Below are 14565 nucleotides of genomic sequence, written 5' to 3' on the forward strand. Positions count from 1 at the left end.
GGAAGTAGCGTGACGGCCATGCGGATCACCAAGTTCGGCCATGCCTGCGTCCGGATCGAGCACGACGGCCAGGTGGTGGTGGTCGACCCGGGCGCCTTCACCGAGCCCGAGGCCGTCGACGGGGCGACGGCGGTGCTGCTCACCCACGTGCACGCCGACCACCTGCACCCTGCCAACCTGCGGGCCACCGACGCCCCGGTGTGGACGATCGCCGAGGTCGCCGAGGGCGTCCGCGATCAGGCACCCGACGTCGCCGAGCGGACGACGGTGATCGCACCCGGCGACCGGTTCGACATCGGCGTGCCGGTCACCGCGGTCGGCGAGCGTCACGCGGTCATCCACCCCTCGATGCCCGGCGTCGCCAACTCCGGCTACCGGATGGAGGTCGACGGGCAGACGCTCTTCCACCCCGGCGACAGCTTCGACCACCCCGAGCAGGGCGTCGACCTGCTCTTCCTGCCGGTCAGCGCACCGTGGTGCAAGCTGGCCGAGGTCATGGACTACGCGAAGGCCGTCGGCGCGCCGCGATCGCTGGCCGTGCACGACCGGATCCTCTCCGAGGTCGGGCTGAGCCTCCTCGACGAGCGGGTCACCGCCTACCTCGAGGGCATCGGCGACTACACCCGGATCGCCGACGGTTCGGACCTGCACGCCTAGTCCAGATCAAGTAGCACCGCTCGACCCCGCGACACCGGTGTCACTCGGTCTGGACTACCCGGATCAGTCGCGGGCGGCCAGGGCGTCGCGGACCGGGACGAACTTCGCGGTGGCCTCGGCGAGCTCGGCGGCGGGGTCGGAGTCGGCGACGATGCCGCAGCCGGCGAAGAGGCGCACGGTGCTGCCTTCGAGGTGGGCCGAGCGCAGGGCGATGCCGAACTCGCCGTCGCCGGTGGCGTCGATCCAGCCCACCGGTCCGGCGTAGCGGCCGCGGTCCATGCCCTCGATCTCGCTGATCAGCCGGACGGCGGTCTTGGTGGGCGTGCCGCCGACCGCGGCGGAGGGGTGCAGGGCGGCGGCGAGCTCGAGGGCGTTGGCGCCCGAGGAGTCGTGGACGACCGCGGTGACGTCGGTGGCCAGGTGCATCACGTTGGGCAGGTGCAGCACGAACGGCGCGTCGGGCACGTTCATCGAGTCGCAGTAGGGCCCCAGCGCGTCGGCCACGGAGCGCACGGCGTACTCGTGTTCCTCCAGGTCCTTCGAGGAGCGGGCCAGGGTGGCCGCGAGGGTGAGGTCGTGGGCGTCGTCGCCGGTGCGCCGGATGGTGCCAGCCAGCACCCGGGAGGTGACCAGCCCGCGCTCGCGGCGCACCAGCATCTCGGGGGTGGCGCCGAACCAGCCGTCGACGTGGAAGGTCCAGCACATCGGGTAGCCGCGGGCCAGTCGCCGCAGCGGCCGGCGTACGTCGATGGGCGCGCGGGTCTCGGCCAGCAGGTCGCGGGCCAGGACGACCTTCTCCAGGTCGCCGGCCTGGATGCGCCGGACGGCGTCGGCGACGACCGACTCCCACTGCGCACCGGAGAGCGCGCCGTCGGCGAACCGGACCGTGTCGCCGATCTCGCTGGTCGGCGAGCCCACCAGGTGGGGGGTGGGCAGGGGCTCGGCGGCGTCGCCGACCACGGTCAGCCAGGCCATCCCGCGGCGCCGGCCCACCACCACCTGCGGCACCACGAGTGCGGAGTCGCCGGGCTCGTCGGCGAACCCGAACCCGCCGAAGGCCACCAGACCGCTGCCCGGCGCCGCCACGTCGTCCTCGACGTCGGCGTGCTCGACCAGGTCGCGCCACCAGTCCGAGGCGCGCAGGAACCGGTCGGCGCCCGAGGTGTCCAGGCGCGCGGCCTCGCCCCAGCCGACCAGTCCCTCGCCGCGGCGCAGCCAGGCGAACGTGTGCGAGTCGGGCAGCAGCTCCAGCAGCGCGCCGGGGTCGGCGATCTCGACGGTGCGAGCACGAAGCCTCACGACGGTCGAGCCTACGACCGGTAGACGACCACCTTGTCGCCGACCTGCACCTGGCCGAACAGCCAGCGCACTCCGTCGTAGTCGCGCACGTTGACGCAGCCGTGCGAGGCGCCGGCGTAGCCGCGGGCGGCGAAGTCGCTGGAGTAGTGCACCGCCTGGCCGCCGGAGAAGAACATCGCGAACGGCATCGAGGAGTCGTAGAGCTTGGAGACGTGGTGCTCGGACTTCCACCCCACGTGGAACAGCCCCTCGCGCGTGGGCGAGTAGGAGGCGCCGAACCGCACGGCCATCGTCGCCTTCACGCGCCCGTCGACCACCCACCGCAGCGTCTGGCTGGTCTTGTCGACGCAGATCGCGCGGCCGGTGGTGCACCGGGCGTCGAGCCGGGCCTTCGTGGACGCGCTCTGGCCGACGACGTTGTGCTTCTGCCCGTAGGTCGGGGTGTCGGTCATCGTCTTCAGCCGCGCCAGCGTGGCGGCGTCGACGATGCCGCTGGCCCGGATGCCCCGCTTGGCCTGGAAGCCCTTCACGGCCGCGCCGGTGGTGGCGTCGTAGCGGCCGGTGACGTCGGGGGAGTACCAGGCCAGCTGCTTCAGGCGCACCTGCAGGTCGCGCACGGCGTCGTTGCTGTCGCCGGGGCCGAGCACCTTGACGACGGGGCCCGGGGTGGCCGACGCGGTGGCCGAAGCCGTGGGGGTGGCCGTCGGCGTCGGCGTCGGGGTGGGTGTGGCCGACGGCGTGGGGGTCGGGCTCGCGGTGGGGGTGGGGGTCGCGGTCACCGTGACCGTGGCCGTCGGTGCCCCGACGCGGGCCGCCGGCCGGTCGAGGCCTCCCGTGGCGCGCTGCACGCCGTAGCCGAGCCCGCCGAAGCCGGCCAGCAGCAACACCGTCACCAGTAACTTGCGTCCCACGCGTCACATGGTCGCCGATCGGAGGTCACCGCGGCGGATGCCACACCGGGCGGCCTCCCGACACGTCCTAGGCTTCCCCGGTGACCCGCGCCGACCTGGACAAGAAGCCCGCCGAGGTGCAGGCCATGTTCGACGCCGTGGCCCGCCGCTACGACCTGACCAACGACGTGCTCTCGCTGGGCCAGGACCGGCGCTGGCGGCGCGAGGTGGTCGAGGCGGTCGACCCGCGCCCGGGTGAGCGCGTGCTCGACCTGGCCGCCGGCACCGGCACGTCGTCGCTCCCCTTCCGCGAGCGCGGGGCCTTCGTCGTCTCCGGCGACTTCTCGGTCGGCATGCTCGTCCAGGGCCGCAGGCAGCACCCCGGGCTGCCGTTCACCGCCGCCGACGCCACCCGGCTGCCCTTCGCCGACGCCACCTTCGACGCCGTCACCATCTCCTTCGGGCTGCGCAACGTCGTCGACCCCGACGCCGGCCTGGCCGAGCTGCGCCGGGTGACCAAGCCCGGCGGCCGACTGGTGGTGTGCGAGTTCAGCTCGCCCACGTGGGCCCCGTTCCGCACCGTCTACCTGGAGTACCTGATGCGGGCGCTGCCCCCGGTGGCGCGCGCGGTCAGCTCCAGCCCCGACGCCTACGTCTACCTGGCCGAGTCGATCCGCGCCTGGCCGGACCAGCCCGCGCTGGCGGCCCGCATCGGCGCCGCCGGCTGGTCGGACGTCCGCTGGCGCAACCTGAGCGGCGGGATCGTCGCGCTGCACCACGCCACCGCTCGGTCCTAGCGCCGGGTCACGGTCGTCGCGCTCGAGGACGCTGCGTGGCGGCGTCGACGACCCGTGCCGCACGGTGGGACGCGCGGATGCCTTTTCGCAACGTCGACATGCCCTAAATATCCAGGTCAGGGGTGGTGTTGACCGGCGCTGGAGCAGTCGTAGAGTGTGATCTGCGTCGTACGTGAAGGACTTCACAAAGTCACCTGCACGGCGCTGTCGACTAGGAGGGACCGTGCACCTCTACGCCCCGGTCATGGCGTTGTTCATCCTCGCCGCCGGCTTCGCGATCTTCTCCGTCGTCGTCTCCACGCTGACGGGTCCCAAGCGCTACAACCGGGCCAAGGTCGACTCCTACGAGTGCGGCATCGAGCCCACCCCGCAGCCGGTCGGCGGCGGCAAGTTCCCGGTGCGCTACTACATCACCGCGATGCTCTTCATCGTCTTCGACATCGAGATCGTCTTCCTCTACCCGATCGCCGTCGCCTTCGATGCGATGAAGCTCTTCGGCTTCGTGGAGATGGTCCTGTTCATCGTCCCCGTCTTCGTCGCCTACACCTACGTCTGGCGACGCGGCGGCCTGGACTGGGACTGAGGCCCGCGATGTACGCACCCTGCCCACGTTGTCGTCGGTCGACGACCGCTCCGCTTCGCTTCGCACCGAGGTCGCCTTCCCTCCTCCGCCTCGGCGTGGCACGCACCTCACGAGCCTCAGAGATGGGAGGACCCAGGAATGGGTCTTGAAGAAAAGCTCCCCAGCGGCGTCCTGCTCACCACCGTCGAGGGCGTCGCCGGCTACATGCGCAAGGCGTCGTTCTGGCCGGCCACCTTCGGCCTGGCCTGCTGTGCCATCGAGATGATGACCTCCGGTGGCCCCAAGTACGACCTCGCGCGGTTCGGCATGGAGGTGTTCCGGGCCAGCCCGCGCCAGGCCGACCTCATGATCGTCGCCGGCCGGGTCAGCCAGAAGATGGCTCCGGTGCTGCGTCAGATCTACGACCAGATGGCCAACCCCAAGTGGGTGCTGGCGATGGGCGTGTGCGCGAGCTCGGGCGGCATGTTCAACAACTACGCGATCGTGCAGGGCGTCGACCACGTCGTCCCGGTCGACATGTACCTGCCCGGCTGCCCGCCGCGGCCGGAGATGCTGATCGACGCGATCCTCAAGCTCCACGACCAGGTGCAGCACACCAAGCTCGGCGCCAACCGCCTCGCGCAGATCACCGAGCTGGAGACCGAGGCCCTCAGCGCGCTGCCCACCTCCGACCAGCCCGGGCTGCTGCGATGAATCACCCCACGACGTTCTTCTCCCCCGCTTCGCTCCTCCAAACAACGCCGAGGGGACCCCGATGACCCAGGGCGGACCCAAGGGCCCCGACGCCCCCGACGACAAGGGCCTGGAGCACACCGGCACCCAGGACCCGTCCGGGGACTCGGTACGCGAGACGGGCGGCGAGGTCGTCGGCACCCGGCAGGGCATGTTCGGCGTGCGCGGCACCGGCGATACCTCGGGCTACGGCGGGCTGACCCGCCAGGTCACGATGCCCGGCTCCAGCACCCCGCCCTTCGGTGGCTGGTTCGACGAGGTCGCCCAGGCGCTGCAGCAGGCCACCGCCGACGCCGGCTTCGACGACGCCGTCGAGGGCGTGGTCGTCCACGTCGGCGAGATCACCTTCCACGTCAAGCGCGAGCGGCTGGCCGAGGTGGCCCGACTGCTGCGCGACTCCGAGTCGCTGCGGTTCGAGGTGCTGGCCAGCCTCTCGGGCGTGCACTACCCCGACGAGACCAACCGCGAGCTGCACGTGGTGCTCCACCTGCTCTCGATGACCCACAACCGGCGCATCCGGGTCGAGGTCGCCGCGCCCGACGCCGACCCGCACGTGCCCAGCGTCGTGGCCACCTACCCGACCGCGGACTGGCACGAGCGCGAGACCTTCGACTTCTTCGGCGTCGTCTTCGACGGCCACCCGGGCCTCACGCGCATCGAGATGCCCGACGACTGGCCCGGCCACCCGCAGCGCAAGGACTACCCCCTCGGCGGCATCCCCGTCGAGTACAAGGGGGCCACCGTGCCCCCGCCGGACGAGAGAAGGTCATACAACTGATGACCGCAGATCCCTACGCAGCAACCGAGTCCGAGACCACCGAGGGCCGCGTCTTCACCGTCACCGGTCAGGACTGGGACTCCCTGGTCTCCGGTGTCGCCGAGGAGGGCGAGGACCGGGTCGTGGTCAACATGGGCCCGCAGCACCCCTCCACCCACGGCGTGCTCCGGCTCATCCTCGAGCTCGAGGGCGAGACCGTCACCGAGGCCCGGTGCGGCATCGGCTACCTGCACACCGGCATCGAGAAGAACATGGAGTACCGCTCCTGGGTGCAGGGCGTCACCTTCTGCACCCGGATGGACTACCTGAGCCCGTTCTACAACGAGGCCGCCTACGTCTTCTCCGTCGAGCGGCTGCTCGGCATCGAGGACGACATCACCGAGAAGGCCCGGGTGATGCGGGTGCTGATGATGGAGCTCAACCGCATCTCCTCCCACCTGGTGTGCATCGCCACCGGCGGCATGGAGATCGGTGCCCTCACGGTGATGACGATCGGCTTCCGCGAGCGCGAGCTCGTGCTCGACCTGTTCGAGACCATCACCGGGCTGCGCATGAACCACGCGTTCATCCGCCCCGGCGGCGTCGCGCAGGACCTGCCCGCCGGCGCCCTGGACGACATCACCAGCTTCATCGCGCTGATGAAGAAGCGGCTGCCCGAGTACGCCGCGCTGTGCAACGCCAACCCGATCTTCAAGGCCCGCCTCGACGGCGTCGGCCACCTCGACCTCTCCGGCTGCCTGGCGCTGGGCATGACCGGCCCCGTGCTCCGCTCCACCGGCTACCCCTGGGACCTGCGCCGCGCGCAGCCCTACGCCGGCTACGACGAGTTCGACTTCGACGTCTGCACCTGGGACACCGCCGACGCCTACGGCCGGTTCCGGGTGCGCCTGGACGAGATGTGGGAGTCGCTGCGCATCGTCGAGCAGTGCGTCACCCGACTCGCCGACCTCGAGGGCGCGCCGGTCATGGTCGAGGACAAGAAGATCGCCTGGCCCAGCCAGCTGGCCATCGGCCAGGACGGCATGGGCAACTCCTTGGACCACATCCGCCACATCATGGGTGAGTCCATGGAGGCGCTGATCCACCACTTCAAGCTGGTCACCGAGGGCTTCCGGGTGCCGGCCGGCCAGGCCTACGTGCCGATCGAGTCGCCCCGCGGCGAGCTCGGCGCCCACGTGGTCTCCGACGGCGGCACGCGTCCGTTCCGGGCCCACTTCCGCGACCCGTCGTTCACCAATCTGCAGGCCACCTCGGTGATGAGCGAGGGCGGTCAGGTGGCCGACGTCATCGTCGCCATCGCCTCCATCGACCCCGTGATGGGAGGTGTCGATCGATGACGCTCACCGCCGAGACCTACACCGAGCTCGAGCAGATCGCGGCCCGCTACCCGCAGCCGCGCTCGGGCCTTCTGCCGATGCTGCACCTGGTGCAGTCGGCCGAGGGCATGGTGACGTCCGAGGGCATCGAGGCGTGCGCGGAGATCCTCGGCATCAGCGCCGCCGACGTCAGCGGCGTCGCGACGTTCTACACGATGTACAAGCGCCGCCCCGTCGGCGACTACCACGTCGGCGTGTGCACCAACACGCTGTGCGCGGTGATGGGCGGCGACCTGATCTTCGAGCGGCTCAAGGACCACCTCGACGTCGGCAACGACGAGACCACCGAGGACGGGCGCATCACGCTGGAGCACCTGGAGTGCAACGCGGCCTGCGACTACGCCCCGGTGATGATGGTCAACTGGGAGTTCATGGACAACATGACCCCGCAGAGCGCGACACAGCTGGTCGACGACCTGCGTGCCGGCGAGGAGGTCACCTCCACCCGTGGCGCGCGGCTGTGCACCTGGCGCGAGGCCGAGCGGGTGCTGGCCGGGTTCCCCGACGGCCGTGCCGACGAGGGTCCGGGCGCCGGCAAGGCGTCGCTGGTCGGGCTGCAGATCGCCCGCGGCCAGGGCTGGACCGCGCCCCCCGCCGACGCGACCGACGACACCGCGAGCGCCGAGAGCAAGGAGGGTGCGGCCGAGGAGGCCGACACCTCCCGCGCCGAGTCGGAGACGAAGGTCGAGACCTCGCCCGCCGACACCGAGCACGAAGACAGCGAGGACAAGAAGCAGTGACCGTGTTTCGACGCGCGGTGGACGCGACGCCGGCTTCGCCGAGGCGGCGTGGTGCGCTGCTCAACAACCGGATGAGGACACTTCGTGGCTGACACCTTGACCCCGGTCCTGACCGACACCTGGGACGCCGAGAAGTCCTGGACGCTGAAGGCCTACCGCGGCCGCGGCGGCTACCGCGCGCTGGACAAGGCGCTGGCCCAGGAGCCCGACGCCATCGTCGAGTCGGTCAAGGCCTCCGGCCTGCGCGGGCGCGGCGGCGCCGGCTTCCCGACCGGCATGAAGTGGGGCTTCCTCCCGCCGCTGGAGCCGGGCAAGCCGCGCTACCTGGTGGTCAACGCCGACGAGTCCGAGCCGGGCACCTGCAAGGACATCCCGCTGATGATGGCCAGCCCGCACACGCTGGTCGAGGGCGTCATCATCAGCTCCTACGCGATCAAGGCCAACACCGCGTTCATCTACATCCGTGGCGAGGTGCTCCACGTCGTCCGCCGGGTGCAGGCCGCCGTGCGCGAGGCGTACGAGGCCGGGCACCTGGGCCGCGACATCCACGGCTCGGGCTACGACCTGGAGATCATCGTCCACACCGGCGCGGGCGCCTACATCTGCGGTGAGGAGACGGCGCTGCTCGAGGGCCTGGAGGGCCGGCGCGGACAACCGCGGCTGCGCCCGCCGTTCCCCGCCGTGGCCGGCCTGTACGCCAGCCCCACGGTCATCAACAACGTCGAGTCGATCGCCTCGGTGCCCAGCATCGTCGACAACGGCGGCGACTGGTTCGCCTCGATGGGCACCGAGAAGTCCAAGGGCTTCGGCATCTTCTCCCTCTCGGGTCACGTCACCCGGCCGGGCCAGTACGAGGCGCCGCTGGGCATCACGCTGCGCAAGCTCATCGAGCTGGCCGGCGGCGTCCGCAAGGGCCACGAGCTCAAGTTCTGGACCCCGGGCGGCTCCTCGACTCCGCTGCTGACCGCCGAGCACCTCGACGTACCGCTGGACTTCGAGGGCGTCGCCGGCGTCGGCTCGATGCTGGGCACCCGGGCGCTGCAGATCTTCGACGAGACCACCTGCGTGGTCCGCGCGGTGCTGCGGTGGACCGAGTTCTACAAGCACGAGTCGTGCGGCAAGTGCACCCCGTGCCGCGAGGGCACCTGGTGGCTGGTGCAGACGCTGGCCAACCTCGAGCACGGTCGCGGCTCGGAGTCCGACCTCGACCAGCTCGACGACGTCTGCGACAACATCCTGGGCCGCTCGTTCTGCGCGCTCGGCGACGGCGCGGTCAGCCCGATCACCAGCTCCATCAAGTACTTCAAGGACGAGTACCTCGCGCACCTGCGCGAGGGTGGCTGCCCGTTCGACCCGATGAAGTCGACCCTCTTCGAAGGTGCGCTGGCATGACGGTCACCGCAGACGGCAGCAAGACCGTCGAGCAGAGCGACCTGGTCACCCTCACCATCGACGGCATCGAGGTGAGCGTGCCCAAGGGCACGCTGGTCATCCGCGCCGCCGAGCAGGTGGGCGTGCAGATCCCGCGCTTCTGCGACCACCCGCTGCTCGACCCGGTGGGCGCCTGCCGCCAGTGCCTGGTCGACATCCCCGACGGCGGCAACGGCCGCCCGATCCCCAAGCCGCAGGCCTCGTGCACGATCACGGTCGCGCCGGGCATGGTCGTCAACACCCAGGCCACGAGCCCGGTGGCCGACAAGGCGCAGCACGGCGTCATGGAGCTGCTGCTGATCAACCACCCGCTGGACTGCCCGGTGTGCGACAAGGGCGGCGAGTGCCCGCTGCAGAACCAGGCGATGAGCAACGGCCGCGGCGAGACCCGCTTCGAGGTCACCAAGCGCACGTTCCCCAAGCCGATCAACATCTCCGCGCAGATCCTGCTCGACCGCGAGCGCTGCGTGCTGTGCGCGCGCTGCACCCGGTTCTCCGAGCAGGTCGCGGGCGACCCGTTCATCTCGCTGCTCGAGCGCGGCGCGCTCCAGCAGGTGGGCATCTACGAGCAGGAGCCCTTCGAGAGCTACTTCTCCGGCAACACCATCCAGATCTGCCCGGTCGGTGCGCTGACCTCGGCGGCCTACCGCTTCCGCTCGCGCCCCTTCGACCTGGTGTCCACGCCCAGCATCGCCGAGCTCGACGCCTGCGGCTCGGCCGTGCGCGTCGACCACCGCCGCGGCAAGGTGATGCGCCGCCTGGCCGGCAACGACCCCGAGGTCAACGAGGAGTGGATCACCGACAAGGACCGGTTCTCCTTCCTCTACGCGCGCCAGAGCGATCGGCTCACGGTGCCGCTGGTGCGTGAGGACGGTGAGCTCCGGCCGGCCAGCTGGCCCGAGGCGTTCGCGGTCGCCGCGCGGGGGTTGCAGCAGGCCGGTGCCGTCGGCGTCCTGACGGGTGGCCGGCTCACCGCCGAGGACTCCTACGCCTACGCCAAGTTCGCGCGCGTGGTGCTCGGCACCAACGACGTCGACTTCCGTGCCCGCCCGCACTCGGCCGAGGAGGCGGCGTTCCTGGCCTCCGACGTCGTGCTCGGTCGCACCGTGGAGTTCGAGGACCTCGAGCGGGCCTCGGCGGTCGTGCTCGTCGGCCTGGAGCCCGAGGACGAGGCCGGCGCGATCTTCCTGCGGCTGCGCAAGGCCGCCCGCAAGTCGGGCACGAAGGTCTACGGCCTCGGCCCGTTCACCACGCGCGGGCTGCAGAAGATGAAGGGCACCTTGGTGCCGACGGCGCCGGGCGCCGAGGCCGAGGTGCTCGCGAACCTGGCCGACGTGCCCGTCGACGCCGCGACGGTCATCTTGGTGGGGGAGCGGCTGGCCACGGTGCCGGGCGCGCTCTCCGCGGCCTCGGCCCTGGCCCGGTCCACCGGCGCCAAGCTGGCCTGGGTGCCGCGCCGCGCCGGCGACCGTGGCGCCGTCGAGACCGGTGCGCTGCCGAACCTGCTGCCCGGTGGCCGTCCGGTCGCCGACGCCGCGGCACGCGTCGACCTGGCCGCGGCCTGGGGCGTGGACTCGCTGCCCGACGCCGAGGGCCGCGACACCGACGCGATCCTGGCCGCCGCTGCGAGCGGTGAGCTGGGCGGCCTGGTCGTGGCCGGCGTCGACCCCGCCGACCTCGCCGACCCCATCGCCGGTCGGGCCGCCATCGAGGCGGCGGCCTTCGTGGTGGCGCTGGAGCTGCGCGAGTCGGAGGTGACCGCGGCGGCCGACGTCGTGTTCCCCGTCGCGCCGGTCAGCGACAAGAGCGGGTCCTTCGTCAACTGGGAGGGCCGGTTGCGACGCTTCGAGCAGGTGATGCACGTGCCGACCTCGCTGCCCGACCTGCGGGTGCTGGCCGGAATCGCGGCCGAGATGGGCGCCGACCTCGGCTTCCAGGCCCCCGACAAGGCCTTCGCCGAGATGGCCGCGGTCGGACCGTGGGACGGGGAGCTGTCCGCGCCGCCGACGGTCGAGGAGGCCTCGCAGGGTCCCGCCACCGCGGGGAGCTACGTGCTCGCCTCCTGGAAGCAGTCGCTGGACGACGGCCGGATGCAGGACGGCGACGAGAACCTGCGCGCCACTGCGCGCCGGCCGGTGGTCGCGGTGAGCCCGCGGACGCTGGAGGACCTCGGGGTCGAGGAGGGCGGCATCGTGACGCTGAGCGGCCCGCTGGGCTCTGTCGACCTGCCGGTCGGGGTGGCCGACCTCGCCGACGGCGTCGTGTGGGCGCCCGCCAGCGCACCCGGCGCCAGCGTGCGCCACCTGGTCGGGCCCGCCGGGTCCGAGGTCAGCCTGAGCGCGGGAGGGGCCCGATGACGCTGCTCGACACCGCCACCGGACTCTCGCAGTTCGGCAGCGACAAGGTCTGGGTGATCATCCTCAAGGCCGTGCTGATCTTCCTGGTCCTGGTGCTGCTGACGCTGTTCAACATCTGGTGGGAGCGCCGCGTGGTCGCGCGGATGCAGCACCGGATCGGCCCGAACGTGCACGGTCCCTTCGGACTCCTGCAGAGCCTGGCCGACGGCGTGAAGCTGGCGCTGAAGGAGGACATCATCCCCAAGGCCGCCGACAAGGTGGTCTTCGTCATCGCGCCGGTGCTCTCCACCATCCCGGCCTTCCTCACCTTCTCCGTGGTGCCCTTCGGTCCCGAGGTGCGCATCCCGTGGACCGACATCCGCACCCCGCTGCAGCTGACCGACATGCCGGTCGCGATCCCCTTCGTGCTGGCCATCGCCTCGGTCGGGATCTACGGCATCGTGCTGGCCGGCTGGTCCAGCGGGTCGACGTACTCGCTGCTCGGAGGGCTGCGCTCGAGCGCCCAGATGATCTCCTACGAGGTGGCGATGGGCCTGGCCTTCGTCGCGGTGTTCCTCTACGCCGGCTCGATGTCGACCAGCGAGATCGTGGCCGCGCAGGACAAGCTGTGGTTCGGCGTCTCGCTGCTGCCCAGCTTCATCATCTACGTCATCGCGATGGTCGGTGAGACCAACCGCGCGCCCTTCGACCTCCCCGAGGCCGAGGGCGAGCTGGTCGGCGGCTTCCACACCGAGTACAGCTCGCTGAAGTTCGCGCTGTTCTTCCTCGCCGAGTACATCAACATGGCCACCGTCTCGGCGCTGGCCACCACCATGTTCCTCGGCGGCTGGCACGCGCCGTGGCCGATCAACCTGTGGGACGGCGCCAACCACGGCTACTGGCCGGTGCTGTGGTTCCTGGGCAAGGTGCTGTTCTTCATCTTCATCTTCATCTGGCTCCGCGGCAGCCTGCCGCGGCTGCGCTACGACCAGTTCATGCACTTCGGCTGGAAGCGGCTGATCCCGATCTCGCTGGTGTGGACGGTGCTGGTGGCCGGCATCCGCGCGGTGAACAACACCGGCGGCTTCAACCGCAACTGGCTGATCGTGGCCGCCGTCGTCCTGGCCGTGCTGCTGGTGGCCACGTTCTTGATCCCGGAGAAGCAGGACGAGCCGTCCGAGGAGGAGGTCGACTTCGACGCCTTCGCCGGCGGCTACCCCGTACCCCCCGTTCCCGAGGCCGCGGCGAGCTGGGGCATCCGCGGCCCGCAGGGCCGACTGACCTCACCCCCGCATGAGAAGAGCTGAGTGATGGGCACCCTCAAGGAGACCTACTGGGACCCGGTCGCCGGGTTCGGCGTGACCTTCCGGACGATGTTCCGCAAGGTCGTCACCGAGCAGTACCCGTACGTCAAGGAGAAGACCGCTCCCCGCTTCCACGGCCGGCACCAGCTCAACCGCTGGCCCGACGGGCTGGAGAAGTGCGTGGGCTGCGAGCTGTGCGCGTGGGCCTGCCCGGCCGACGCCATCTACGTCGAAGGTGCCTCCAACACCGACGACGAGCGCTTCTCCCCGGGCGAGCGCTACGGCCGCGTCTACCAGATCAACTACCTGCGCTGCATCCTGTGCGGGCTGTGCATCGAGGCCTGCCCCACCCGGGCGCTCACGATGACCAACGAGTACGAGCTGGCCGACGACAACCGCGCCGACCTGATCTACGAGAAGTCCGACCTGCTCGCCCCGCTGCTGCCCGGCATGGAGCAGCCGCCGCACCCGATGCGGCTCGGCGACGACGAGGGCGACTACTACCGCGGCACCCTGTCGGTCGGACGCCAGTCGGCGGGGGAGGGTCAGTAGTGGTCGCCTTCTGGATCCTCGCGCCCGTCATGGTGATCTGCGCCCTAGGCATCCTGTTCACCCGCAAGGCCGTGCACTGCGCCCTGCTGCTGGCCATCGTCATGGTCTCGCTGGCGGTGCTCTACGCGGTGCAGGACGCCCCGTTCCTGTTCGCGGTGCAGATCATCGTCTACACCGGCGCGATCTTGATGCTGTTCCTGTTCGTGCTGATGCTGGTCGGCGTCGACGCCTCGGACTCCCTGGTGGAGACCATCCGCGGCCAGCGGGTGATCGCGAGCCTGGTCGGGCTCGCGTTCGCGCTGCTGCTCGTGCTCGGCGTCGCGCAGGTGGGCTTCAGCTCCGTGGCCGGGCTGGACTCGGCCAACGCGGAGGGCAACGTGCCGGCGATCGCCAAGATCCTCTTCACCCGCTATGTCTTCGCCTTCGAGGTCACCTCGGCGCTGCTGATCACCGCGGCGTTGGGCGCGATGGTGCTCGCCCACCGCGAGCGGCTGACGCCCAAGCTCGGCCAGGCCGACGCCGCCGCGCAGCGGCTGCGCGACTTCGCCGACCACGGCAAGCACCTGGGCCCGCTGCCTCCTCCCGGCACCTTCGCGCGGCACAACGCCGTCGACACCCCGGCGCTGCGGCCCGACGGCACGCCCGAGCCGACGTCGGTGCCGGCCGTGCTCACCGCCCGCGGCACCGTGCGCACGGCACCGGCGTACGAGGTGCAGCGCTCCAGCGAGGAGCTGCCGGACCCGGCCACCGAGCCGGTCGGCGGCAGCAAGGACGGTGTCTGATGCCGGTCACGCCGTTCATCGTGCTGAGCGCGCTGCTGTTCTCGATCGGCGCCGTCGGCGTCCTCGTGCGCCGCAACGCCATCGTGATCTTCATGTGCGTGGAGCTGATGCTCAACGCCAGCAACCTGGCCCTGGTGACCTTCGCCCGGGTCAACGGCAACCTCGACGGCCAGATCGCGGCGTTCTTCGTCATGGTCGTCGCCGCCGCCGAGGTGGTCGTGGGGCTCGCGATCATCATGACCATCTTCCGCACGCGTCGCTCGGCCTCCGTCGACGACGCCAGCCTGCTGAAGTACTAGGTAGGGATC

General features: G+C 71.0%; 15 protein-coding genes. 13 read left to right on the top strand and 2 right to left on the bottom strand.

All coding sequences use genetic code 11. From position 1 onward, the window contains the following. Nucleotides 1-18: 18 nt before the first annotated feature. Entirely contained in the window at nt 19-657 is a 639-nt protein-coding gene (locus tag D9V37_RS00500; protein WP_121804191.1) for an MBL fold metallo-hydrolase, read from the top strand. Between the two features lie 63 nt (nt 658-720). Here D9V37_RS00500 and D9V37_RS00505 read toward each other — a convergent pair whose 3' ends face one another. Continuing rightward, nucleotides 721-1956 (bottom strand): isochorismate synthase, encoded by a 1236-nt coding sequence (locus D9V37_RS00505; protein WP_121804192.1) that lies wholly within the window; start codon nt 1954-1956, stop codon nt 721-723. An 11-nt stretch (nt 1957-1967) separates the two neighbouring features. Beyond that, nucleotides 1968-2867: a L,D-transpeptidase family protein gene (locus tag D9V37_RS00510; protein WP_121804193.1), complete on the bottom strand. Its 900-nt coding sequence runs from the start codon at nt 2865-2867 to the stop codon at nt 1968-1970. Nucleotides 2868-2947: 80 nt separating this feature from the next. On the opposite strand from D9V37_RS00510, the gene D9V37_RS00515 reads away from it, so the two are divergent. The 12 genes from D9V37_RS00515 to nuoK all read left to right on the top strand — a co-directional run bounded on the left by D9V37_RS00515 (nt 2948) and on the right by nuoK (nt 14556). Further along, nucleotides 2948-3643 (top strand): demethylmenaquinone methyltransferase, encoded by a 696-nt coding sequence (locus D9V37_RS00515; RefSeq protein ID WP_121804194.1) that lies wholly within the window; start codon nt 2948-2950, stop codon nt 3641-3643. A 223-nt stretch (nt 3644-3866) separates the two neighbouring features. After that, on the top strand, nt 3867-4226 hold the full coding sequence (locus tag D9V37_RS00520) for an NADH-quinone oxidoreductase subunit A (RefSeq protein WP_121804195.1): 360 nt from the start codon (nt 3867-3869) through the stop codon (nt 4224-4226). A gap of 138 nt (nt 4227-4364) precedes the next feature. Continuing rightward, complete coding sequence (locus D9V37_RS00525; RefSeq protein WP_121804196.1) at nt 4365-4919, top strand: NuoB/complex I 20 kDa subunit family protein; 555 nt, start codon at nt 4365-4367, stop codon at nt 4917-4919. 61 nt (nt 4920-4980) lie between these two features. Further along, entirely contained in the window at nt 4981-5736 is a 756-nt protein-coding gene (locus D9V37_RS00530; RefSeq protein WP_121804197.1) for an NADH-quinone oxidoreductase subunit C, read from the top strand. Further along, nucleotides 5736-7073, top strand: a complete 1338-nt coding sequence (locus D9V37_RS00535) for an NADH-quinone oxidoreductase subunit D (protein WP_121804198.1) — start codon at nt 5736-5738, stop codon at nt 7071-7073. Before D9V37_RS00530 ends, D9V37_RS00535 begins: the two co-directional genes overlap by 1 nt. Then, on the top strand, nt 7070-7852 hold the full coding sequence (gene nuoE / locus D9V37_RS00540; RefSeq protein WP_121804199.1) for an NADH-quinone oxidoreductase subunit NuoE: 783 nt from the start codon (nt 7070-7072) through the stop codon (nt 7850-7852). Before D9V37_RS00535 ends, nuoE begins: the two co-directional genes overlap by 4 nt. A gap of 84 nt (nt 7853-7936) precedes the next feature. Next, nucleotides 7937-9244, top strand: a complete 1308-nt coding sequence (nuoF, locus tag D9V37_RS00545; RefSeq protein WP_121804200.1) for an NADH-quinone oxidoreductase subunit NuoF — start codon at nt 7937-7939, stop codon at nt 9242-9244. After that, nucleotides 9241-11640, top strand: coding sequence for an NADH-quinone oxidoreductase subunit G (locus tag D9V37_RS00550; RefSeq protein ID WP_121804201.1), 2400 nt, complete (start codon nt 9241-9243; stop codon nt 11638-11640). Before nuoF ends, D9V37_RS00550 begins: the two co-directional genes overlap by 4 nt. Next, complete coding sequence (gene nuoH, locus D9V37_RS00555; RefSeq protein WP_121804202.1) at nt 11637-12926, top strand: NADH-quinone oxidoreductase subunit NuoH; 1290 nt, start codon at nt 11637-11639, stop codon at nt 12924-12926. The genes D9V37_RS00550 and nuoH overlap by 4 nt, the downstream gene beginning before the upstream one ends. A gap of 3 nt (nt 12927-12929) precedes the next feature. Then, nucleotides 12930-13475, top strand: a complete 546-nt coding sequence (gene nuoI, locus D9V37_RS00560; protein ID WP_121804875.1) for an NADH-quinone oxidoreductase subunit NuoI — start codon at nt 12930-12932, stop codon at nt 13473-13475. Continuing rightward, nucleotides 13475-14257: an NADH-quinone oxidoreductase subunit J gene (locus tag D9V37_RS00565; RefSeq protein ID WP_121804203.1), complete on the top strand. Its 783-nt coding sequence runs from the start codon at nt 13475-13477 to the stop codon at nt 14255-14257. The genes nuoI and D9V37_RS00565 overlap by 1 nt, the downstream gene beginning before the upstream one ends. After that, on the top strand, nt 14257-14556 hold the full coding sequence (gene nuoK, locus D9V37_RS00570) for an NADH-quinone oxidoreductase subunit NuoK (RefSeq protein ID WP_121804204.1): 300 nt from the start codon (nt 14257-14259) through the stop codon (nt 14554-14556). Before D9V37_RS00565 ends, nuoK begins: the two co-directional genes overlap by 1 nt. Nucleotides 14557-14565 lie beyond the last annotated feature (9 nt).

This window comes from Nocardioides mangrovicus, assembly GCF_003674065.1.
GTDB lineage: Bacteria > Actinomycetota > Actinomycetes > Propionibacteriales > Nocardioidaceae > Marmoricola > Marmoricola mangrovicus.

Bases quoted from the DNA above. Each gene is read 5' to 3' on its own strand.
- D9V37_RS00530 (WP_121804197.1), top strand. From the start codon at position 4,981: ATGACCCAGGGCGGACCCAAGGGCCCCGACGCCCCCGACGACAAGGGC.
- nuoK (WP_121804204.1), top strand. From the start codon at position 14,257: ATGCCGGTCACGCCGTTCATCGTGCTGAGCGCGCTGCTGTTCTCGATC.
- D9V37_RS00525 (WP_121804196.1), top strand. From the start codon at position 4,365: ATGGGTCTTGAAGAAAAGCTCCCCAGCGGCGTCCTGCTCACCACCGTC.
- nuoH (WP_121804202.1), top strand. From the start codon at position 11,637: ATGACGCTGCTCGACACCGCCACCGGACTCTCGCAGTTCGGCAGCGAC.
- nuoI (WP_121804875.1), top strand. From the start codon at position 12,930: ATGGGCACCCTCAAGGAGACCTACTGGGACCCGGTCGCCGGGTTCGGC.
- D9V37_RS00535 (WP_121804198.1), top strand. From the start codon at position 5,736: ATGACCGCAGATCCCTACGCAGCAACCGAGTCCGAGACCACCGAGGGC.
- D9V37_RS00550 (WP_121804201.1), top strand. From the start codon at position 9,241: ATGACGGTCACCGCAGACGGCAGCAAGACCGTCGAGCAGAGCGACCTG.
- D9V37_RS00500 (WP_121804191.1), top strand. From the start codon at position 19: ATGCGGATCACCAAGTTCGGCCATGCCTGCGTCCGGATCGAGCACGAC.
- nuoE (WP_121804199.1), top strand. From the start codon at position 7,070: ATGACGCTCACCGCCGAGACCTACACCGAGCTCGAGCAGATCGCGGCC.